The 21541-nt window shown below is 69.7% G+C and carries 22 protein-coding genes and 4 tRNA genes; 17 read left to right on the top strand and 9 right to left on the bottom strand.

All coding sequences use genetic code 11. The features are described 5' to 3' along the window. Nucleotides 1–8: 8 nt before the first annotated feature. Nucleotides 9–1205, bottom strand: a complete 1197-nt coding sequence (locus RWH43_RS14350; RefSeq protein ID WP_316001794.1) for a ribonuclease D — start codon at nt 1203–1205, stop codon at nt 9–11. Further along, on the bottom strand, nt 1198–1788 hold the full coding sequence (locus RWH43_RS14345) for a DUF3000 domain-containing protein (RefSeq protein ID WP_316001793.1): 591 nt from the start codon (nt 1786–1788) through the stop codon (nt 1198–1200). The genes RWH43_RS14350 and RWH43_RS14345 overlap by 8 nt, the downstream gene beginning before the upstream one ends. Nucleotides 1789–1813: 25 nt before the next feature. On the opposite strand from RWH43_RS14345, the gene RWH43_RS14340 reads away from it, so the two are divergent. Beyond that, entirely contained in the window at nt 1814–3019 is a 1206-nt protein-coding gene (locus RWH43_RS14340; RefSeq protein WP_316001792.1) for an alpha/beta hydrolase family protein, read from the top strand. A 24-nt stretch (nt 3020–3043) separates the two neighbouring features. Here the strand turns inward: RWH43_RS14340 and RWH43_RS14335 are convergent, their stop codons facing one another. Both RWH43_RS14335 and RWH43_RS14330 read right to left on the bottom strand, forming a co-directional pair. Continuing rightward, entirely contained in the window at nt 3044–3484 is a 441-nt protein-coding gene (locus tag RWH43_RS14335) for a SufE family protein (protein WP_251507176.1), read from the bottom strand. A gap of 34 nt (nt 3485–3518) precedes the next feature. Beyond that, nucleotides 3519–4421, bottom strand: a complete 903-nt coding sequence (locus RWH43_RS14330; protein WP_144833540.1) for a sulfurtransferase — start codon at nt 4419–4421, stop codon at nt 3519–3521. Between the two features lie 119 nt (nt 4422–4540). On the opposite strand from RWH43_RS14330, the gene zapE reads away from it, so the two are divergent. The 4 genes from zapE (at nt 4541) to RWH43_RS14310 (ending at nt 8658) form a co-directional block, all read left to right on the top strand. After that, nucleotides 4541–5578, top strand: coding sequence for a cell division protein ZapE (zapE, locus tag RWH43_RS14325; RefSeq protein ID WP_316001791.1), 1038 nt, complete (start codon nt 4541–4543; stop codon nt 5576–5578). A 166-nt stretch (nt 5579–5744) separates the two neighbouring features. Next, entirely contained in the window at nt 5745–7019 is a 1275-nt protein-coding gene (locus tag RWH43_RS14320) for an ammonium transporter (protein WP_144833536.1), read from the top strand. 74 nt (nt 7020–7093) lie between these two features. Beyond that, nucleotides 7094–7630: a type II toxin-antitoxin system PemK/MazF family toxin gene (locus RWH43_RS14315; protein WP_144833534.1), complete on the top strand. Its 537-nt coding sequence runs from the start codon at nt 7094–7096 to the stop codon at nt 7628–7630. Nucleotides 7631–7689: 59 nt separating this feature from the next. Beyond that, nucleotides 7690–8658, top strand: a complete 969-nt coding sequence (locus RWH43_RS14310) for a hypothetical protein (protein ID WP_316001790.1) — start codon at nt 7690–7692, stop codon at nt 8656–8658. A 55-nt stretch (nt 8659–8713) separates the two neighbouring features. Here RWH43_RS14310 and RWH43_RS14305 read toward each other — a convergent pair. Next, a tRNA-Val gene (locus RWH43_RS14305) sits at nt 8714–8786 on the bottom strand. Nucleotides 8787–8949: 163 nt separating this feature from the next. Between RWH43_RS14305 and RWH43_RS14300 the strand changes: the two genes are divergently transcribed. The 3 genes from RWH43_RS14300 (at nt 8950) to RWH43_RS14290 (ending at nt 9261) form a co-directional block, all read left to right on the top strand. Beyond that, nucleotides 8950–9022, top strand: a tRNA-Gly gene (locus RWH43_RS14300). A 66-nt stretch (nt 9023–9088) separates the two neighbouring features. Beyond that, nucleotides 9089–9159 (top strand) — tRNA-Cys (locus tag RWH43_RS14295). A gap of 27 nt (nt 9160–9186) precedes the next feature. After that, nucleotides 9187–9261: transfer RNA gene (locus RWH43_RS14290), tRNA-Val, on the top strand. 594 nt (nt 9262–9855) lie between these two features. Here RWH43_RS14290 and RWH43_RS14285 read toward each other — a convergent pair. Next, entirely contained in the window at nt 9856–10038 is a 183-nt protein-coding gene (locus RWH43_RS14285) for a hypothetical protein (protein WP_154096638.1), read from the bottom strand. Nucleotides 10039–10177: 139 nt separating this feature from the next. Here RWH43_RS14285 and RWH43_RS14280 point away from each other — a divergent pair, with 139 nt between their 5' ends. From RWH43_RS14280 to RWH43_RS14270, 3 genes are all read left to right on the top strand, one after another. Then, the gene (locus tag RWH43_RS14280; RefSeq protein WP_144833528.1) at nt 10178–10591 is read left to right on the top strand and encodes a PPOX class F420-dependent oxidoreductase; all 414 of its coding nucleotides are present in this window, start codon (nt 10178–10180) and stop codon (nt 10589–10591) included. A 158-nt stretch (nt 10592–10749) separates the two neighbouring features. Next, nucleotides 10750–11133 carry a DUF7882 family protein gene (locus tag RWH43_RS14275; protein ID WP_316001789.1) on the top strand — a complete coding sequence of 128 codons (384 nt, stop codon included), beginning with the start codon at nt 10750–10752 and terminating at the stop codon, nt 11131–11133. Between the two features lie 38 nt (nt 11134–11171). Further along, a complete protein-coding gene (locus tag RWH43_RS14270) occupies nt 11172–11564 on the top strand; it encodes a TIGR03618 family F420-dependent PPOX class oxidoreductase (RefSeq protein WP_154096640.1) in 393 nt (130 codons plus the stop codon). Between the two features lie 3 nt (nt 11565–11567). On the opposite strand, the gene RWH43_RS14265 is transcribed toward RWH43_RS14270, so the two are convergent. Beyond that, a complete protein-coding gene (locus RWH43_RS14265) occupies nt 11568–12719 on the bottom strand; it encodes an SLC13 family permease (RefSeq protein WP_144833522.1) in 1152 nt (383 codons plus the stop codon). An 82-nt stretch (nt 12720–12801) separates the two neighbouring features. Between RWH43_RS14265 and thrS the strand changes: the two genes are divergently transcribed. Genes thrS through RWH43_RS14250 form a run of 3 tightly spaced genes read left to right on the top strand, consistent with a single transcriptional unit; the run spans nt 12802 to nt 16061 of the window. Next, complete coding sequence (gene thrS, locus RWH43_RS14260; protein WP_144833520.1) at nt 12802–14787, top strand: threonine--tRNA ligase; 1986 nt, start codon at nt 12802–12804, stop codon at nt 14785–14787. A 50-nt stretch (nt 14788–14837) separates the two neighbouring features. Beyond that, complete coding sequence (locus tag RWH43_RS14255; protein ID WP_144833785.1) at nt 14838–15407, top strand: HIT family protein; 570 nt, start codon at nt 14838–14840, stop codon at nt 15405–15407. A gap of 57 nt (nt 15408–15464) precedes the next feature. Next, entirely contained in the window at nt 15465–16061 is a 597-nt protein-coding gene (locus RWH43_RS14250) for a hypothetical protein (RefSeq protein ID WP_316001788.1), read from the top strand. A gap of 894 nt (nt 16062–16955) precedes the next feature. On the opposite strand, the gene pdxY is transcribed toward RWH43_RS14250, so the two are convergent. After that, the gene (gene pdxY / locus RWH43_RS14245) at nt 16956–17807 is read right to left on the bottom strand and encodes a pyridoxal kinase PdxY (RefSeq protein ID WP_144833516.1); all 852 of its coding nucleotides are present in this window, start codon (nt 17805–17807) and stop codon (nt 16956–16958) included. After that, nucleotides 17804–19144, bottom strand: coding sequence for an aminotransferase class I/II-fold pyridoxal phosphate-dependent enzyme (locus RWH43_RS14240; RefSeq protein ID WP_144833514.1), 1341 nt, complete (start codon nt 19142–19144; stop codon nt 17804–17806). Before RWH43_RS14240 ends, pdxY begins: the two co-directional genes overlap by 4 nt. A 119-nt stretch (nt 19145–19263) precedes the next feature. Between RWH43_RS14240 and pdxS the strand changes: the two genes are divergently transcribed. The 3 genes from pdxS to RWH43_RS14225 are packed head-to-tail and all read left to right on the top strand — an operon-like array spanning nt 19264 to nt 21527. Beyond that, the gene (gene pdxS / locus RWH43_RS14235; protein ID WP_316001787.1) at nt 19264–20148 is read left to right on the top strand and encodes a pyridoxal 5'-phosphate synthase lyase subunit PdxS; all 885 of its coding nucleotides are present in this window, start codon (nt 19264–19266) and stop codon (nt 20146–20148) included. Further along, on the top strand, nt 20138–20758 hold the full coding sequence (pdxT, locus tag RWH43_RS14230; RefSeq protein WP_316001786.1) for a pyridoxal 5'-phosphate synthase glutaminase subunit PdxT: 621 nt from the start codon (nt 20138–20140) through the stop codon (nt 20756–20758). The genes pdxS and pdxT overlap by 11 nt, the downstream gene beginning before the upstream one ends. A gap of 10 nt (nt 20759–20768) precedes the next feature. Beyond that, nucleotides 20769–21527 (top strand): YebC/PmpR family DNA-binding transcriptional regulator, encoded by a 759-nt coding sequence (locus RWH43_RS14225; RefSeq protein WP_144833508.1) that lies wholly within the window; start codon nt 20769–20771, stop codon nt 21525–21527. The last annotated feature ends 14 nt before the right edge of the window (nt 21528–21541 follow it).

Below are 21541 nucleotides of genomic sequence, written 5' to 3'. Positions count from 1 at the left end.
GTCCGAACCTACGAATCCGTGCCGGACGGCTCGTCGACCTCGTTGACGGAATCTACAAAGCTATCGACGATCACCTGTGCGGTCTGCTCAATCTGCCACGGGCGGGCACCGAGCTCGGCGAGGGCCGCGCCGACGGCCTCGACCGTCATCTCCGCGGGCGGCGCCCACGCCACGCGGCGCAGCGTCTCGGGGGTGAGCAGGTTCTCAGTCGGCATCTGGAGCTCTTCCGCCCGCGCCTCCACCGCCGGTCGCGCCGCCTTCAACCGCTGATCGGCGTCGGGGTTGCGATCGACCCACGCGCGGGGCGGGGGGAGCGTGTCGCTGGGCACGCGGTCGGGCGGCAGATCGGTGGCCTCGCGACCGGCGACGATGGCGTTCCACCACCGGTCCAGCTGCGTGCGGCTCGCACGGCCGTTGAATTCCTTGACGCCGGCGAGGGCCTGCTTGGTGGCGGGGTCGGCCATCACGGCGGCGACCAGAGCGCGGTCGGGCACGAGGCGTCCGGGGGCGACGTCCTGCTCGCGGGCATAGTCCTCGCGCGCCTGCCAGAGCGAACGGGCGACGGCGAGCGACCGGCGACCGCGCACGCTGTGCAGACCGCTGAGGCGGCGCCACGGGTCGTCGCGCGGCGGCTTGGGCTCGCGATCGAGCACGGCCTGGAACTCCTGGCGGGCGATCTCGGTCTTGCCCTGCTCGACGAGTTCGGCGTCCAGCACGTCGCGCACGTCGATCAGGTGCTCGACGTCGAGGGCGGCGTATTCGAGCCACGATGCCGGCAGGGGGCGGGTCGACCAGTCCGCGGCCGAGTGGGCCTTGGCCAGGGTGATGCCCAGCGTCTGCTCGACGACGGCCCCGAGGCCCACGCGCTCGTGACCGAGCAGGCGCGCGCCGAGCTCGGTGTCGAAGATGCGCGGCGGCTCGAGACCCCGCTCGCGCAGCGACGGGAGGTCTTGGCTCGCCGCGTGGAACACCCACTCGACGTCGCCGATGGCCTTCTGCAGGGGCGAGAAGTCCTCGATCGTCGACGGGTCGAAGAGGAAGACCCCCGCCTCACGGCGGAAGACCTGAATGAGGTAGGCGCGCTGCGAATAGCGGAACCCCGAGGCGCGCTCGACGTCGACGGCGACCGGGCCGGTGCCACCCGCCAGGGTCTCGCAGGCGGCGAGGAAGCGCTCGGCGTCCTCGATGACGTTGTACTCAACCACGCGTGGGCCTCCGGGCTCCGAACACGGCAACGCCCTCCGACCCCGGGGGGAGGCCGGCGAGCATGCACACGAGCTCCGCCCACGCCTCGAGGTGCGGGCGGAAGGGACCGCGCGGCGACCATGACGCGCGAAGTTCGATCTGCGATCCCTCACCCTGGGCGGCCAGCGCCCCGAAGCCGGTGGAGAGCGTCTTGGTGGCGGTGCCCGACTCGGAGTGCCGGTCGGCGCCGCGGGAGTCGAGGGCGTCGATCAGCCACGACCAGGCGACCTCGGCCAGCAGCGGGTCGATCCCGATCTCGGGCTCGAGAGGAGCCTGAGCGAAGCAGACGATGCGCCACGCCCCACCCCACGGCTCGGGCTCGTCGGGGTCGTGCAGCAGGATGAACCGGCCCGTGCCGAACGGCGAGTCGGTGGCGTGCTCCTCGGGCCGAACGTCGCCGGCGAGGGCGAGCGAGAACGGGGCCAGACCCGTCGGGGAGGGGATCTCTCGGACCACGAGATCGTCGCGGAACGAGATGTCGCGTACCTCCGCTGCAGCTCGCGCGAAGGGGCTGTCGGCCTCCGCCGGGCGCTGGTCACTCACGGCAGCAGACTAGAGTGAGGCCACGATGAACGCTCCCAGGCGCGCCGCGGGTTCCCGCGCATCGCGGCGCACGACCACCGGCCTCGGCATCGCCCTCTCGGCTCTGAGCGTCACTCTGGCGGCCTCGGCCGCCGCTCTCGGCGCCATGTCCCTCCGCGTCGCGCGCACGGTTGTGCGCCCCGCCGGACGCCGCCCCGACACCCGCATCGTGCGCCTCGACGCCGCCGCCCAGACGATCACGCTCGCGCGCACCCCCGACACCTCTCTGCCCGGCCGCTACGGCCTGTTCACCGTGGGCTCGGCCGACTACCTGCGCCTGGGCTCGATCGTCGGCAGCGACGAATCCACCGTCACGCGCAAGCTCCTCACCCACGTGCCCGCCGACGGCGACCTCGCGGCCGAGGCGGCGTTCAGCGGCTGGTACTTCGACAAGCCCGAGCAGCTGCACCTCCCCGTCGAAGAGGTCGACATCGACACCCCGGTCGGCGCGTGCCCCGCGTGGCTGTTCCCCGCGGCATCCGCCACCGACGTCTGGGTCGTGCAGGTGCACGGTCGCGGCACCACCCGCGCCGAGGCCCTGCGGGCGGTGCCGGTGTTCCACGACCTCGGGATCACCTCGCTCGTGGTGTCGTATCGCAACGACGGCGACGCCCCGCACAGCGCGTCGGGCACCTACGCGCTCGGGGCGACCGAATGGCGCGACCTCGACGCGGCGATCGGCTACGCCCGCCGCCACGGCGCGAAGCGCGTCATCCTCATGGGGTGGTCGATGGGTGGCGCGCTCTCGCTCCAGGCGGCGCTGGAATCCCCGCACACCGAGGTGATCGCGGGTCTCGTGCTGGAGTCGCCCGTCGTCGACTGGCGCACGGTGCTCAGCTTCCAGGGCCGTATGATGCGCCTGCCGCTGCCCGTGATCACGCTGGCGCAGTCGACGATCGCCTCGAACTGGGGTGCCGCGGTGCTGCGCAGCGGCGAACCGATCCCGCTCGATCGCCTCGACGGCGTCGCACGGGCCGCGGAGCTGCGGCATCCGACGCTCATCCTGCACAGCGACGACGACGGCTTCGTGCCCTCCGACGCCTCGCACGCCCTCGCGGCGGCTCGCCCCGACCTCGTGACGATGGAGACGTTCACCGTCGCCCGGCACACGAAGCTGTGGAACTACGACGAGATGCGCTGGACCACGGCGATCCGCGACTGGGTGCGCGCGCAGGATCTCGCCCGCGACTGAGCGCGGAACGACGGATGCCGGGTCTCAGGCCTCGCGCTTGGCGCGCACCTGGCGCTTGACGCGCATGAGCATGCCGGTCATCCCGGCGATGCGGAGGGGGCTCACCGCGCGGGTGAGTCCGATGCTCTGCGGGAAGTCGTCGGGCACCGCGAGCACCTCGTCGGCCGACAGTCCCGTGAGCCCCTGCGACAAAATGCTCGCGAACCCGCGGGTCGTGGGCGCCTCGGCCGGAGCCGTGGCGTGCATCGCCACCCGCTCGTCGTCGTCGACGGTCACGATGATGTAGACCGGCGACTGGCACTCGACGACGCGCTCGCGCATCTCGGGGTGGTCGGCGTACTCGGCCGGCACCTCGGGGAGCTCGTGCGAGAACTCCAACAGCAGCTCGAGGCGGTCGGGCTCCTCGAGTTCGAGGAATTCGTCGCGGATCTCGGCCAGGCGGGCGGGGAGGGCGGTATCGGACATCTCCGTCATCCTCCCACGCCCGCGGCATCCCGGATCAGCGGGAGGGGACCTCGCCGGGCTCGGACCCGGCGACGATCGGCACGCGCACCGCGCTGCCCCACTCGGTCCACGACCCGTCATAGTTGCGCACGTCGTCGAAGCCGAGCAGGTGCTTCAGCACGAACCACGTGTGGCTCGACCGCTCGCCGATGCGGCAGTAGGCCACGACCTTGTCTCCGTCGGCCAGCCCCGCGCCGTCGCGGTAGATGGCGTCGAGCTCGGCACGCGACTTGAACGTGCCGTCCTCGGCGACGGCCTTGCCCCACGGCACGCTCTGCGCGCTCGGGATGTGACCCGCACGCAGAGCGCCTTCTTCGGGGTAGGCGGGGGCGGTGGTGCGCTCACCGGAGTACTCCTCGGGCGAGCGCACGTCGATGAGCGGGTTGCCGAGGTGGGCGAGCACGTCGTCCTTGTAGGCGCGCAGCGCCGAGTCGTCGCGCTCGACGACGGGGTAGTCGGTGGGCTCGACGACCGTCTTGTCGGTCGTGATCGGGCGACCTTCGGCGATCCAACGGTCGCGGCCGCCGTCGAGCAGGCGCACGTCTTCGTGGCCGAACAGCGAGAACACCCACAGGGCGTAGGCGGCCCACCAGTTGTTCTTGTCGCCGTAGATCACCACGGTGTCGTCGCGCGAGATGCCCTTGCGACTGAGCAGCTTCGCGAAGCCCTCGCCGTCGACGTAGTCGCGCACGACGGGGTCGTTCAGCTCGGTGTGCCAGTCGACCTTGACCGAGCCGGGGATGTGACCCGTCTCGTACAGCAGCACGTCTTCGTCGGACTCGACGACGACCAGGCCGGGCTGACCGAGGCGCTCCTGCAGCCAGTCGCCCGTCACGAGCCGGCCGGGCTCGGAGTAGTCGGCGAATTTGGGGGACGTGGTGTCGAACTCGACGGTCACGGAGAACTCCTCGGTCAAGGCGGCGGATGCGGCGGCATAGGGTGGACACCGCACCTTCGACCCTAGATCCGCGGCGTCGGGGCATGCACCCCCTCGTAAGACTGCGACACAGGACGGCCATGACCTCTACGCCCGCGACGACCGGCCTCATCCACCTCACCGATCGAGAGCCCGCGGTGTCGGGAGCCGAGATGGTGAACGCGCTGGTTCCGCCCCCGCAGTTCGACGGCGCGACCTTCGAGTCGTATCGGGCGGATGCCGCGTACCCGTCGCAGCAGGAGGCGAAGGAACTGCTGCAGACCTTCGCCGGCGCGCAGTCGGCTCCGGCGAGGAAGGGCGGCTTCTTCCGCCGCGCCGAGAAGACACCGCCCGTGAAGCCGGGGGTCTACCTCGACGGCGGCTTCGGTGTCGGAAAGACCCACCTGCTCGCCGCGATCTACCACGCGATGCCGGCCCGCCGGAAGTACTTCGGCTCGTTCATCGAGTACACCGCGCTCGTGGGCGTGCTCGGCTACGCCAAGGCGGTCGAGCTGTTCCGCGGTTCCGACCTGCTCTGCATCGACGAGTTCGAGCTCGACGACCCGGGCGACACGATGGTCATGACGCGCCTGCTGGGCGAGCTCGTGGCATCCGGAACCCGCCTCGCGGCGACCTCGAACACCCCACCCAACGCCTTGGGCGAGGGCCGGTTCGCCGCGCAGGACTTCCTGCGCGAGATCCAGTCGATGTCCGACAGCTTCCGCACCATCCGCATCGACGGCACCGACTTCCGCCAGCGCGCCGTCGACGGAGAGGCCAAGACGCTCTCCGACGAGGCGTACCGCGAGGCGCTCGACGCCGCGGCTGCGGGGGGAGTGGCATCCGACGACTCCTTCACCGATCTGGTGACCCACCTCGCGCGCGTGCACCCGTCGCGCTTCATCCGGCTCATCGACGGAGTGGACGTCATCGGCCTGCGCGACGTGAAGGTGCTGCACGACCAGTCGGCGGCGCTGCGTCTGGTCGCGTTCGTCGACCGCGCCTACGACGCGCAGATTCCGATCCGCGCGACCGGAGAACCCCTCAGCAGCGTCTTCAGCGAAGAGATGCTGGGCGGCGGATACCGCAAGAAATACCTGCGCGCGGTGTCGCGTCTGGTCGCGCTCACGCATTCGTAATGGGCGTTCATCAGCGGCTCGCGGCCACGCGAAACGCGATGTTTACCGGAGCGGCCGGGCTGTAACGCCCCCGAAACACGACTCGAACGCCCGCGGAAACCGGGGCTGACGAAACTGTGGGGACCCGACGCTACACCTGCGTCCCCGCAGAGAGGTTTCCTCCGAGATGGATCAAGGCAACACCGCATTCATCCTGATAGCAGCGGCACTCGTGCTGCTCATGACGCCAGGACTCGCGTTCTTCTACGGCGGCCTCGTCAAGGCCAAGAGCGTCATCAGCATGATGATGATGAGCTTCGGCGCGATGGGCCTCATGGGCGTCCTCTGGGTGCTCTACGGCTACTCGATCGCGTTCCCGACCACCGCTGAGGGCACGACCCAGTTCCCGTGGGCGATCGACCCGACCAACTTCAGCCTCGCCGGCGTGCTCGAGACGCCCGAGGGTGCGGCCTACCCGCCGCTCGCCTTCGTCGCCTTCCAGGCCACGTTCGCCATCATCACCGTCGCGCTCGTCTCGGGCGCCATCGCCGACCGCGCCAAGTTCGGTGCGTGGATGATCTTCGCCGGTATCTGGGCCACGGTCGTCTACTTCCCGGTCGCCAGCTGGGTCTTCAACTTCGGCCTCGCCGACGACGCCTCCTTCGCCTACGGCGGCTGGATCACGCACGGCATGCAAGACGTCTTCGGCGTCGGCGCGATCGACTTCGCCGGTGGTACCGCGGTGCACATCAACGCCGGTGCGGCGGCGCTCGCCCTCGCCCTGGTGCTCGGCAAGCGCGTCGGGTTCCAGAAGGGCGCTCACGTTCCCCACAACCCGCCGTTCGTGCTCCTCGGCGCGGGCCTGCTGTGGTTCGGCTGGTTCGGCTTCAACGCCGGTTCGGAGCTCGCCGCCGACGGCACCGCGGCCCTCGCGTTCGTGAACACGATCGCCGCCCCCGCCGCCGCTCTGCTCGCGTGGCTGATCGTCGAGAAGATCAAGGACGGCAAGCCCACCTCGGTCGGTGCCGCCTCGGGTGCCGTCGCCGGTCTCGTCGCGATCACCCCGGCCTGCGCCGCGCTGACTCCCTTCTGGGCGATCGTGCTCGGCCTGCTCGCCGGTGCCGTCTGCGCCCTGGCCATCGAGCTGAAGTTCAAGCTCGGCTTCGACGACTCGCTCGACGTGGTCGGCATCCACCTCGTCGGTGGTCTGCTCGGAACGCTGTACCTGGGCATCTTCGCCAACACCAGCGGCCTGATCTACAGCGGCTCGTTCAACCAGCTGATCGTCCAGGCGATCGCGGCCATCGCTGTTCTGGTCTACTCCTTCGTGCTCGCGTTCGTCATCGGTTTCGCAATCGAGAAGACGATCGGCTTCCGCGTGAAGAACGAAGACGAGATCGCCGGAATCGACACCGTCGTGCACGGCGAAGAGGGCTACGTACTCTCGGACGCTCGCGCCTGACCCGCATCACCCCCTGAACGGGGCGTCGCCGATTCGTCGGTGGCGCCCCGTTCCGCGTGTCTAGGGTGGGCGGTATGTCAACCACGTCTCGTCTGCTGTCGGCCGTTCTGGGCTTGTTCTCGTCGTCGAAGCCGACGCGTACGGCCGCTCCAGAGCGACCGTCGGCGCCGTCACGACGCCCGAGCGCCCCGGCAACGGCCCCAGAGGGGGCCCAGACGGTCGAGATCGACCCGCCGCGGCGTCTCACCCTCACCTACGCCCCCGAGCGCGACAACGCCCCCGACGGCGGCGAGATCGTCTGGACGTGGGTGCCGTACGAGGAGCGCGACGGTCGCGGCAAGGACCGCCCCGTGCTGGTCATCGGGCGGGCGGATGCCACCCGCTCGTACGCCGTGCGACTGACGAGCAAGCCGCACGACGGCGACCGGCAGTACCTCTCGCTCGGCACGGGGGAGTGGGACCCGCAGCGGCGGCCGTCGTGGGTCGACATCGAGCAGGTGTACCTCGTGCACGACTCCGGAATGCGGCGCGAGGCGGCCGCACTCGACCGCAAGCGGTTCGACATCGTCGCGGCGGCGCTGAGGGCACGCTACGGATGGACCCGCGGGTGAACGAACTGCTGCTCGAGGGACCTCGGGGGAGGCGGCTCTGCCTCGACTATGCGTGTCGCGTGCGCGACGTCAGCGAACTCGTCGGCTTCTACGCCTTCCATCACGTCGATGAGCGCTCGACGGTCATCGCCATCGGCGACGGGGAGCACGCGCCGATCCCCGACCCCAGCGTGGGCGACATCGCGCAGGCGCTCGCCTCGGCATCCGGAACCCCCGTCGACGCCGGCGCCCTCGCCGCCGCGCTGCGCGTGACGGTCGACGTCGCGCGGTACTGGCAGGAGCCCGATACGCTCGACCGGCTCGCCGCCGAACCGCGCATCATCGAGGCCCTCCGACCACTCGCGCGCGAGCTGCTCGCCCACGCCGGACCGTCGTGGCGTCTCGAGCGGTCCGACCAGCAGTGGGCGGTGCAGTGGCATCTTCGCGACGGCGCCGGCCCTGTGGCCCTCGATGCGGCCGACACCCTCGAGACCTGGGACGCCGGCCTGCGCGCGGCTGAGGAGCGCGCACGACGGGAGTGGCCGACCGATCCGACAGCGCGTTTCTCGGGCGAGTGGTGGTCGGTGCCCGTCTGGATGCTGTCGACCCGGGGGAGTATCGCCGCCGCGCTCGACCTCGTCGAAGACGCCTTCGGTGACGAGGTCGCGACGGTCATCCCGGTCGCCGGTGAAGGGCGGACGTTCGAGATCCACGGACCTGCCGACTGGGCCGACCTGTGCCGGCGGTATCCGCTCGAGGTGACGGCCTCGCACCGGCACGACTGGTATCGCACGACGAGACGAGACGGGCGCTGGCTTCAGCCCGACTGGCGGCGTATCGCCCGCGAGTGGGACGCCGTGCACCTGACCACCCTCGGCTACCTCACCGGCGCGACGGGAACGATCGAGGTCGACGACGACTACGCGAGCGTCATCGCCGGCTGGGCGCCCGATTCCACCATCTGGCTGACCGACGCAGCGACCGAGAGCGGGCCGCGCCAGGAGTGGCGACGAGAGCATCCGGATGCCGCGTGGACGAGGGTCGAGTGAGCCTCGCGCCCCAGGGAAACGACGAAGGCCCCCGGAGAACCGGGGGCCTTTTCGGTGGGCGATACCAGACTCGAACTGATGACCTCTTCCGTGTGAAGGAAGCGCGCTACCAACTGCGCCAATCGCCCGCATCCCGAACGGGACTCATCGATCGTACCGGATGCCGAGAGGTGCTTTCGACCACGATGCCGGCCGCCGCAGATGACACGCGCGGGGCGCGTCTCGTTTTGCGCAGCCGCCCAGATCGGGTAATGTCTTACGAGTGCTCGGGGCAAGCCCCGGGAACGAAATGCGGATGTAGCGCAGTTGGTAGCGCACAACCTTGCCAAGGTTGGGGTCGCGAGTTCGAGTCTCGTCATCCGCTCGAGTGGAGGGATCTCCGTCTGGGAAACTGACGGAAAATCACGACACGTGGGTCGAACCACATCACGGTGGCGTGGCCGAGCGGCTAGGCACCGGCCTGCAAAGCCGTTTACACGGGTTCGAATCCCGTCGCCACCTCAACTCACAACAGAACAGCCTGTATAGGCGCGATTGGCGCAGCGGTAGCGCGCTTCCCTGACACGGAAGAGGTCACTGGTTCGATCCCAGTATCGCGCACCACCGAAAACCCCCGGTTCGCCGGGGGTTTTTTCGTGCGTGCGCAGCAGCGTGGCGTGCGGCCCGCCGCATGAAGTAGCCCGTACCCCCACAGGCTCCCCCGGGATGCGGCCCGCCACGTGACGCAGCCCGTACCACCACAGACGCCCTGGCGACGCCGAGACTGCATCTCGCTGACAACCGCGCGTCAGGCTGCAGCTGAAGTGTCAGCGAGATGCAGTCTCGCGGGCAAGCGAGCCCTGCGAGCAACCACCGACGGGCACGACCACGTCGCGATGGGTCGCGGCACCAGAAAGCGCAAGCGGGGCGTCGCCACGCCGAGACTGCATCTCGCTGACGAACCTGCGTCAGGCTGCAGCCGGCTCGTCAGCGGGATGCAGTCTCGCGGGCGTGGGCGTCCACATCGACGGCCACTGACACGGAGCGGGAAGAGGCCGTTCCCGCCGCCAGTAAGGGGGGCTGCGGAGTGCCTGGCGGCGGGAACAACACGACGCTAAAGCATGTCCACCGAATGGGGGACACCTACTCGTGTGAATTGAGCCGACGTTGTGGGTTCCTTGCGCTTGCCTTGAGGTTCGCGCGGTCCGTGCCGTCGGCTCAGAGCACCCCGATGCTCTCCAGATACTGCGCGACCCGTTCGTGCTCGATCGGACTCACCGACCGCCCCTCGGGGGTGTGCACCGAGGTCAGGAGCATCATCGTCTCGTTCGACAGGCCGAACCGGAGCGTCTGAAACGACACCACCACTGCCCCCACCATCGGCACGTCATAGTTCCCCACGATCGCCACCGTAGGCAGAGACAACCTTGTCATGGAAGCGTTCCCACAGAGTCTGCGCGCATCGGCCAGCGGCCCGGACACTCCCACCGTCGTCGTGCAAGCCCCGCCGACGACACGACGGGATCGCTAGCGTGACACCATGACCGTCCCCGACACCCTCTGGCGCGAGATCGCGGCATCCGACTTCGTCACCTTCGGCACGTACCGCCGCAACGGCGAACTCGTCGCTGTTCCCGTGTGGATCGCTCGCGACGGCGACGAGCTCGTCGTCACCAGCGAGCGCACGACCGGCAAGGTCAAGCGCCTGCGCAACGACTCGCGCGTGGTGCTGCGTCCGTGCAGCCGCATGGGCAAGGTCGAGCCGGATGCCATCACGGTCGAGGCGCACGCGCGCATCGCGGGACCGGCGCAAGACGACCGCCGCGCCGACTCCGCCCTGAAGCGCAAGTACGGCTGGCAGTACCGCGCGATCATCGGCTTCGAGGCGATCGTGCGCAAGGTGCAGCGCAAGCCCGGCGACCGCGTCATCCTGCGCGTCAGCCGCACCGCCTGAGCGATCGCGCCGATATCCCGAGGGCGCGGCGCTCGCAAGGGGCTGGACCGCCTTCGTGGTCGCGCGAGAGGCTGAGCCCACGGGTCGTCAGCCGGCCGTCGCGTTCGAGTTCTCGCCGGAGACGCGCGCGGACCGGGCAGACCAGTCTGGGGGCCAGCATGGGCAAGTTCATCTACGACGGCAACATCAAGGTCGATTTCGAAGACCGGCTTCTCGCTCACCTGCAGGCCGTGATCATGGCGAAGGTGCGGCGCGGAGAGAGCTTTCCGTTCTCGTGGAAAGACGACATCAGCACGGGTGGCGGGCGCACGACCGTGTACATCCACCCCAACGTGTCGCTCGTCTTCAAGTACCACGGCAGCCGTTCTCCCCAGCTGAGCCCGGCGTGGCTGCACGCACTGACCTACAACGCCAACTCCGGTCGGGGTCTGTACGTCGTGCCCGAGCCCGACGAATCCGCGCCCCGCGAGAGCGTCCGGCACGAGGAGATGGTGTTCCGCGAGGTTCCGAACGAACAGATGCCGGAGCCGGCTCGCGCCTGAGCGGAATGACCGACGGCGGTCGGCACGTTGCAGAAGGAATGACCAACTGGACCACCGTCACGCCGTACTTCGAGACCGACGTCGTCGCCCACCTCGCGACACTGATGAAGGACGGATCGCCGCACTCCATCCCGCTGTGGGTCGCCGTCGAGGGGGAGCGGCTCGTCCTCTTCACCGAGGTCGACACGCTGAAGGACCGCAACCTGCGCCGTGACCCGCGCGTCGCGATCTCGGTGGTGGCCGCCGACAACCCGTACTCGATGGCGTTCGTCCGCGGCACGGCGGTGGAGCGCATTGACGGTGACGACGCCCTCGCGTACGTCGACCGCATCTCGCGGCTCTACACCGGAGAGCCGTACGGCATGCGGGAAGGGCTCGCGGTGTGGTTCATCGAGCCGACGAAGGCCTGGGCCCGCGCCTACGAAGACTGACGCTCACCGCACTAGCGGCAGCACGCCCAGCAGCAGGATGAGCGGGGCGATCACGGCGCCGAGCAGCACGAAGCGGCTCCAGCGCACCTCGACGCCCGCTGCGACGAGCCGGTCGTGCCACAACAGCGTCGCCAGCGACGCCCACGGGGTCACGATCGGTCCCGCGTTCACGCCGATCAGAAGGGCCGCGAGGCGCACGGGGGAACCCGCGACCGACTCGAGCGCGAGGTAGGCCGGCAGGTTGTTGATGCCGTTCGCCACGAGCGCCCCCACCCCGGCGAGCTGCCAGAGCGAGACGAGGTCGTCACCGGTGCCGGCCAGCACCGTGGTGACCTGGCCGATGCCGAGCGCCTCGAGCGCGCCGACCGCCAGGAACAGGCCACCGGCGAACACCAGCAGAGACCAGGGCACGAGGCGGATGCCGAGAGCCCGCGGCGCGCGCCAGGCGAAGGCCGCGATGAGCACGACCGCGGCCCCCACCGCGGGGATCCACGGTTCGAGCCCCACCACCAGCAGGGGGAGGAGAGCCAGGGTGACGACGCCGGAGACGCGCAAGAGGAGCGTGTCGGATACGCGGGGGGAGTCGGCATCCGGATACGTCTTCGGCAGACGCCGCAGGAACACCACCGTGAGCACGACGACCGACACCGCGATCGCGATGAGAGCCGACGGACCCAGCAGGGCGAGGAACGCGACAGGATCGTGGCCGCCGCCGAGCGCCTCGGACGCCAACAGGTTGGTGAGGTTCGACACCGGCAGCACGAGAGAAGCGGTGTTGGCGAGCACCACGGTGACGAACGCGAACGGCAGGGGATCGAGCTTGCGGGCGACCGCCATCGACACGACGACCGGCGTCAGCAGCACCGCCGTGGTGTCGAGCGAGAGGAACGCGGTCGCCACCGTCGCGAGGGCCACCACCAGCACCCACAGCAGCGCCGTGCGGCCGCGGGCGAGCTTCGCCAGACGCGCGGCCACCACGTCGAACAGTCCCGCCTTCGACGCCAGTTCGGCCACGATCGTCACCGCGACGACGAAGAGCAGGATCGGCCACACGCGGTCGGCGACGGCGATCGCGTCGTCGGCGGGGAGGGCGCCGGTGAGCAGCGCGATGATCCCGAGGATCCACAGCACGCCGCCGATGATGGCCAGAGTCACCGCTCCACTATGAGGCACGTCCGGTGCCGTCGAGACCACGCCCGCCCGGTAGCCTGGAAACGACCCCTTCAGGAGATGTTCTGTGACTGATTTCCCCGCCGATGGCTTCGCCCTCTTCCCCGACCGTTCGGTCGTCGCTCTGCGCGTGAACGGGGAGTTGAAAGACCTGGCCACGACCGTGACGGCCGACGACCAGGTGGAGCCGGTCACGATCGACAGCGCCGACGGCCTCTCGATCCTGCGCCACTCGACCGCGCATGTGCTCGCGCAGGCCGTGCAGCGTGTCAAGCCCCAGGCCAACCTCGGTATCGGCCCGCCCGTCACCGACGGCTTCTACTACGACTTCCAAGTCGACGAGCCCTTCACTCCCGAAGACCTCAAGGTCATCAAGAAGGAGATGGAGCGCATCGTCCGCGAGAACCAGCGCTTCGTGCGTCGCGTCGTCACCGACGACGAGGCCCGCGCCGAGCTCGCCGACGAGCCGTTCAAGCTCGAGCTCATCGGACTCAAGGGCGGGTCGGCCGAAGCCGCCGAGGGTGCCAGCGTCGAGGTCGGGGCCGGCGAGCTGACGATCTACGACAACGTCACCCGCGACGGCGAGACCGCGTGGAAAGACCTCTGCCGCGGACCCCACGTGCCCGGCACGCGCCTCATCGGCAACGGATGGGACCTCACCCGCATCGCCGGCGCCTACTGGCGCGGTAGCGAGAAGAACCCCCAGCTGCAGCGCATCTACGGCACCGCGTGGCCCACGAAAGACGAGCTGCGCGCCTACCAGCACCGGCTCGAAGAGGCGGCGAAGCGCGACCACCGCAAGCTCGGCAAGGAACTCGACCTGTTCTCGTTCCCCGACGAGATCGGCCCGGGGCTCGCGGTGTTCCACCCCAAGGGCGGCATCGTGCGCTACGAGATCGAGCGCTACATGCGCGAGCGCCTGCTCGCCAGCGGCTACGAGGTCGTCAACACCCCGCACATCACCAAGGGCGACCTGTTCATGACGAGCGGCCACCTGCAGTGGTACGCCGACGGGATGTACCCCCCGATGGTGCTCGACGAGGTGACGGATGCCGATGGCCACGTCTCGCGCGAGGGCCAGGAGTACTACCTCAAGCCCATGAATTGCCCGTTCCACAACCTGATCTTCCGCTCGCGCGGACGCAGCTACCGCGAGCTGCCGCTGCGCCTGAGCGAGTTCGGATCGGTCTACCGCTACGAGAAGAGCGGAACCCTCTCGGGCCTCACGCGCGTGCGCGGCATGACCCAGGACGACACCCACATCTACGTCACGGCCGACCAGGTCAAGGGCGAGCTGACGCACAGCCTCGACTTCGTGCTGCAGACGCTGCGCGACTACGGCCTGAACGACTTCTACCTCGAGCTGTCGACCAAGGAGGAGGGCAACCCGAAGTTCATCGGCGACGACACCCTCTGGGCCGAGGCGACCGAGACGCTGCGCGAGGTCGCCGAGGCCTCGGGCCTCGAGCTCGTGCCCGACCCGGGTGGGGCGGCGTTCTACGGCCCGAAGATCTCGGTGCAGGCGCGCGACGCGATCGGGCGCACCTGGCAGATGTCGACCATCCAGCTCGACTTCAACCAGCCCGAGCGCTTCGAGCTCGAGTACACCGGCCCCGACGGCGAGAAGCACCGCCCGGTGATGATCCACCGCGCCCTGTTCGGCTCGGTCGAGCGCTTCTTCGCGATCCTGCTCGAGCACTACGCCGGGGCGTTCCCGGTGTGGCTCGCCCCGGTGCAGGTCGTGGCCGTGCCCGTCGCCGCCGAGTACGGCGACTACCTGCAGGGCATCGTCGCCGACCTCAAGACCAAGGGCGTCCGCGCCGAGGCCGACCACAGCGACGACCGCATGCAGAAGAAGATCCGCACGCACACCACGCAGAAGGTGCCGCTCATGCTGATCGCCGGCGAGCAGGACCGCTCCAACGGCACGGTCTCGTTCCGCTTCCGCGACGGCACGCAGCTCAACGGCATCCCGGTCGACGAGGCCGTCGCGCGCATCACCGGCGCGATCGCCCAGCGCACCCTGGTCAACACCGCCGAGGACCTGGCGTGATGAGCGATCCGGATGCCGTCGCGGCGGGCTCGTCGTCGGACTCCGGCTCGATGCCGGCCGTCGACGGCTCCGGATCGCCCACGACCGATGCGGAGCTCGTCGACGCCGCGACCCTTCCGGGCGTGCCCGACGAGTTCCAGCGCCTATGGACGCCGCACCGCATGGCGTACATCTCGGCGGGGCGCGAGCCGATGGAGAAGACCTGTCCGTTCTGCGCCGCTCCCGGCAAGAGCGATGAAGACGGGCTGATCGTGGCGCGCGGGAAGACGGCGTACGTGCTGCTCAACCTGTTCCCGTACAACTCGGGCCACCTCCTCGTGTGCCCGTACCGTCACATCGCGACCTACGACCAGGCCACCGATGAAGAGGTCGCCGAGATCGGCGCCCTCACGCAGCGCGGTATGCGGGTGCTGCGCGCAGTGTCGAACTGCGACGGCTTCAACCTCGGCATGAACCAGGGAGCGATCGCGGGGGCTGGCGTCGACGCGCACCTGCACCAGCACATCGTTCCCCGGTGGGCGTCGGATGCCAATTTCTTCCCCATCATCGCGAAGACCAAGGCCCTGCCGCAGTTGCTCGGCGATGTGCGCCGCACGGTCTCCGAAGCCTGGAACGCCTAGAACAGGGTTATCCACAAGCCCGGTTCGCGGTGGCGTCGGTCTGGCTACCGTGAAGCCATGGACGCTCGCCTCCGCCCCCTCGCCCTCGGTCTCGCCCTCGTCGCGGTGCTCGGGGTGACGACCGCGTGCATCCCGCTGCCGAGTCCGCTCCCACCCGATGCGGAGGCGTCTCCGGCGACCGAGGAGTCGGGCACGCCGGTTCCGGATTACAGCGGCACCGTCGCCCCCGACGGCGTCGAAGACGTCTTCGCGGAGCGCGAGGAGTATTTCCGCGAGCAGCAGCTGCCGATGGACGGGTCCCCGCTGGTGGCGGTGACGCCCGCGCAGCACGAGTTCATCGCCCAGCAGCGCGCCTACGTCGAGCAGCAGGGCCTGTCGTGGACCGCGGCCGACGAGAGCCTGTCGCTCGCCCTTGCCGGCGACGCCTGCGAGACGGCGATCCTCAGCCGGCACGAGGTCGACGCGTCGACCCTGCAGGCGCACGTGGCGACCTCGCCCCTGTTCGCCCAACTGGTGCCCGCCGACGCGCAGGGCGATGCGCGCCTGCAGGCGGAGGCGCCGATCGCGAGCGTCATGGTGTTCGGCACGACGTTCATGTGCCCCGACGACGGCGACATGTGGGTCGCGGCGTATCAGGACGTGTACGGCGGTTGACAACCCCCTGCGCGACGCGAGGTGGCTGAGCTTGCGCGAGCTCCCGGTCCCTTCGACAGGCTCAGGGACCTGCCTTTCGCGAGGTGGCTGAGCCTGTCGAAGCCACCGGACCCACGAGACCTGCGCAAGCTTGCGGTCCCTTCGACAGGCTCAGGGACCTGCCTTTCGCGAGGCGGCTGAGCCTGTCGAAGCCACCGGACCCACGAGACCTGCGCGAGCTCCCGGTCCCTTCGACAGGCTCAGGGACCTGGCGTTCGCGAGGCGGCTGAGCCTGTCGAAGCCACCGGGCCCACGAGACCTGCGCAAGCTTGCGGTCCCTTCGACAGGCTCAGGGACCTGGCGTTCGCGAGGCGGCTGAGCCTGTCCAAGCCACCGGACCCACGAGACCTGCGCAAGCTTGCGGTCCCTTCGACAGGCTCAGGGACCTGGCGTTCGCGAGGTGGCTGAGCCTGTCCAAGCCACCGGACACACGAGACCTACGCAAGCGACCGGGCCCTTCGACAGGCTCGGGGACCTGGCGTTCGCGAGGTGGCTGAGCTTGTCGAAGCCACCGGGCCCACGAGACCTACGCAAGTGACCGGACCCTTCGACAGGCTCAGGGACCTGGAGTTCGCGAGGTGGCTGAGCTTGTCGAAGCCACCGGGCCCACGAGACCTACGCAAGTGACCGGACCCTTCGACAGGCTCAGCGACCTGGCGTTCGCGAGGTGGCTGAGCCTGTCGAAGCCACCGGGCCCACGAGACTTACGCGAGCTCCCGGTCCCTTCAACAGGCTCAGGGACCTGGCGTTCGCGAGGTGGCTGAGCCTGTCGAAGCCACCGGACCCACGAGACCTCAGCGAGCTCCCGGTCCCTTCGACAGGCTCAGGGACCTGGGTTGCGCTCAGGGGCCCTGCTCAGCGCACCTGGCGCACGCCGAACTGCAGGCGCGGGTGGGCGTAGGCCTCCTGCGACTCGATGAGACGCAGTTCGCGCGACCCCGACTCGTAGGTGTTCGACAGCAGGTCGAACACGCTCGAGGCCGTGCGGGCGAGTGCGTCGGCGGCGTCGCCGGTGCGGCGGTAGTGCGCGGTGAACAGGGCCGCGGTGACGTCTCCCGAGCCGTTCGCCTTCATCGGAATCAGCGGGGTCTGCACGATCCAGGCCCCGGCGTCGTCGACGACCATCATCTCGATCGTGTCGGGCTCGCGGTCGGGGCGCTCGACGCTCGTGACGAGCACCGTCCGCGGGCCGCGGGCGCGCAGCATGTCGGCCGACTCGAGGGTCGAGTCGATGCTTCCGGGCTCGGTGTCGGTGAGGAAGCCGAGCTCGAACTGGTTCGGGGTCAGGATGTCGGCGACCGGGACGACGCGCTCGCGCAGCAGCACCGGGATCGCAGGCGCCACGAAGCACCCCGATTTGGCGTTGCCCATGACCGGGTCGCAGGCGTACACGGCATCCGGATTCGCCTTCTTCACCCGCGCGACGGCGTCGATGATGACGTCGGCGATGCCCTCGCCGCCCTGGTAGCCCGAGAGGACCACGTCGATCTCGGGGAAAACGCCGCGCTCTTCGATGCCCTGGATCACGGCCGCGACGTCGTCGGGCGCGATGAGCGGCCCGCGCCATGCTCCGTAGCCGGTGTGGTTCGAGAAGTTCACCGTGTACACCGGCAGCACCTCGACGCCGATGCGCTGCAGGGGGAAGACGGCGGCGGAGTTTCCGACGTGCCCGTACGCGACGGCGGACTGGATCGAGAGGACCTTCATGTCTCGATCCTCCCACTTCGTCCCGATCCGCGGAGCACGCCCGCGGCGGCGGCCAGGTCATCCGCGAGGGTCGTGGCCGAGGCCTCGTCGAGGTCGTGCACGGTGAGGCGCAGGAACGAGCCGTGGTCGCCGTCGCCGAGGAAGAAGGGGTCGCCCTCGCGCACCAGCCATCCGCGTCTCATGAGGTCTTCGCGCACTCCCGCCGCGGGCACCGGCAGCGGCACCCAGAGGTTGAGGCCGTCGCCCGGGCTGACCGGCAACCCGCGTGCGGTGAGCTGCGCGCAGAACGCGGCGTTGCGCGCGGCGTAGTGCACGGCCGCGCTCTCGATGCCCTCGCGGACCGCGTGATCGGTCACGAGGGCGAGGGTGAGGCGCTGGAGGATGTGGCTGACCCACGTGGTTCCGGGCGTCAGGCGCTGCCCGAGACCGTCGGCGGTGTCGGGATCGGATGCCGTGACGGCGAGGCACGTGTCGGGTCCGAGGAACTTCGACATCGAGCGGATGCGCGCCCAGCGACGCTGCGAGGCGCCGATGACCGAGTGCAGGGGAGCGCGGGACAGCAGCGAGAAGTGATCGTCTTCGATGACGAGAACGTACGGGTGCTCCGCGAGCACGGCGCGCAAGGCCGTCGCGCGATCCGCCGTGAGACTCGCGCCGGTCGGATTGTGGGCGCGGGGCGTGCAGATGACGGCGCGGACGCCGGCCTCGAGCGCGGCGCGGAGTCCGTCGACCGTCATGCCCTCGGCATCCACCGGCACGGGCACCGCCCGATACCCCCCGGTGCGCACCGTGTGCAGGGCGGAGAGGAAGCACGGGTCTTCCAAGGCCACCGCGTCGTCGCGCTGCAGCGCTTGGGCGAGGAGGCGTTCGATGGCGTCGCTCGCGCCGCTCGTGACGGTCAGACGCAGGTCGTCGTGGGGGAGTCCGTCCGCCATCCAGTCGCGCGCCCATTCCTCCAGGCCCGGGTCGATCACCGGCTCGCCGTACAGCACGGGGCGCGCCGACCGGGCGAGGGCCGCGGTCGGATCGGGGATGAGCGCCGGGTCGGGGTTGCCCGACCCCACGTCGCGCAGCACGGTGTCGGGCGCGTAGCCCTCCTGGGCGACGGCGGCGCGATCGGCGACGCGTGTGCCGCCGCGACCGCGCGCTTCGACGAGGCCCGCCTGCGCGAGCTGCCGGTACGCCGCGACGACGGTGTTGCGGTTGACGCCGAGGTCGGCCGCGACGGCGCGCACCGACGGCAGCAGGGTCCCCGGGGTCAGCTCTGCGCGTTCGATGCGCGTGCGCAGATCGGCGGCGATCTCGGATGCCGATCGGCCGGTGATGTCGATGCTCATGAGCCCCCCTGAGTCCCGAACAGCCTATGTCCTGAGCCATGCTACGGTTTGGCCTAAGCCAAAGAATCGCGCCCCGAAGCGCGGAACCACGCGCCGCATCGGCGCGGAACGGAGTGGACATGACCGACACCGGAACCTCCCGCGTCAAGCGCGGTCTCGCCGAGATGCTCAAGGGCGGCGTGATCATGGACGTCGTCACCGCCGAGCAGGCGCGCATCGCCGAAGACGCCGGCGCCGTCGCCGTCATGGCGCTCGAGCGCGTGCCCGCCGACATCCGCGCCCAGGGCGGCGTCGCGCGCATGAGCGACCCCGACCTCATCGACGACATCATCGCCACGGTGTCGATCCCCGTCATGGCGAAGGCCCGCATCGGTCACTTCGTCGAGGCGCAGATCCTGCAGGAGCTCGGCGTCGACTACATCGACGAGTCCGAGGTGCTCTCGCCCGCCGACTACGTCAACCACATCGACAAGTGGAACTTCACCGTCCCCTTCGTCTGCGGGGCGACCAACCTCGGCGAGGCCCTGCGCCGCATCACCGAGGGCGCGGCGATGATCCGCTCCAAGGGTGAGGCCGGCACGGGCGATGTCTCGGAGGCGACCAAGCACATCCGCACGATCCGCGCCGAGATCAACGCCCTGCGCGCCAAGACGAAGGACGAGCTCTACGTCGCGGCGAAGGAGCTGCAGGCGCCCTACGACCTCGTCGCCGAGATCGCCGAGACCGGCGAGCTGCCCGTCGTGCTCTTCACCGCCGGGGGAGTGGCCACCCCGGCCGACGCCGCGATGATGATGCAGCTCGGCGCCGACGGCGTGTTCGTCGGCTCCGGCATCTTCAAGTCGGGCAACCCCGCCCAGCGCGCAGCGGCCATCGTGAAGGCGACGACCTTCCACGACGACCCCAAGATCGTGACCGAGGCGTCGCGCGGACTCGGCGAGGCGATGGTGGGCATCAACGTCGCCGACCTCCCCGCCCCGCACCGCCTGGCCGAGCGTGGCTGGTAACACCCCGCGCGTCGGAGTGCTCGCGCTGCAAGGCGACGTGCGCGAGCACCTCGCCGTGCTGCGCGGGCTCGGCGCCGACGCGCAGCCCGTGCGTCGAGCCGAGGAGCTCGCCGCCGTGGAGGGCCTCGTGCTCCCCGGCGGCGAGTCGAGCGTGATCGACAAGCTCGCGCGCGCCTTCGGCCTGTTCGACCCGATCCGCGCCGCGATCGCCGACGGCATGCCGATGTACGGCACCTGCGCGGGGCTCATCCTGCTCGCCGACCGCATCGACGGGGCGATCACCGGCCAGCAGACGTTCGGCGGCATCGACGCGCGCGTGGCGCGCAACGTCTTCGGCAGCCAGACCGCGTCGTTCGAGACCGAGCTCGAGGTGCCCGTCCTGGGCGATCCACCGGTGCACGCGGTCTTCATCCGCGCGCCCGCGGTGGTGGAGTGGGGTCCGGATGCCGCGCCCCTGGCGACCCTCGCCGACGGACGCGTCGTCGCGATCGAGCAGGGCGCCCTGTTGGGGACCGCGTTTCACCCCGAATCGACGGGGGAGACGCGTTTCCACCGCCGCTTCCTCGATCACGTCGCGGCCAGACGCGGCATCCACGCCCCCGCGCTCTAGACTGGAAGCTATGTCCGGACACTCCAAATGGGCCACGACCAAGCACAAGAAGGCGGTCATCGACTCCCGTCGCGCCAAGTCGTGGGCCAAGCTCATCAAGAACATCGAGGTCGCGGCGAAGCTCGGTGGAGCCGACCTCCAGGGCAACCCCACCCTCTTCGACGCCGTGCTCAAGGCCAAGAAGACCTCGGTCCCCAAAGACAACATCGACCGCGCGATCAAGCGAGGTGCGGGCATCGGCGGCGAGGCTGTTGAATACGCCTCGATCATGTACGAGGGCTACGGCCCGAACGGCGTCGCGTTCCTCATCGAATGTCTGACCGACAACAAGAACCGCGCCGCGGCCGAGGTGCGCACCGCCCTCAGCCGTAACGGCGGAACACTCGCCGACCCGGGCAGCGTCGCCTACAACTTCAGCCGCAAGGGCGTCATCGTGGTTCCCTCCGAGGGCACCACCGAAGACGACGTCATGCTCGCGGTCCTCGAGGCCGGCGCCGAAGAGGTCGAGCCGCACGGCGAGGGCTTCGGCGTCATCACCGAGGCGAGCGACCTCGTGTCGGTGCGTTCTGCTCTGCAGGACGCCGGCATCGAGTACGACTCCGCCGACGTCGAGTTCGTGCCCTCGCTCAAGGTCGAGGTCGACGCCGACACGGCCCGCAAGGTGTTCCGCCTCATCGACGCGCTCGAAGACAGTGACGACGTGCAGAACGTCTACACCAACTTCGACATGACGCCCGAGGTGCAGGCCGAGCTCGAGAACGACGAGTAAGGGCGCGCCCTGAG

The organism is Microbacterium algihabitans (genome assembly GCF_032464975.1).
Classification (GTDB): domain Bacteria; phylum Actinomycetota; class Actinomycetes; order Actinomycetales; family Microbacteriaceae; genus Microbacterium; species Microbacterium algihabitans.
This window is presented reverse-complemented; position numbering and strand designations above follow the sequence as displayed.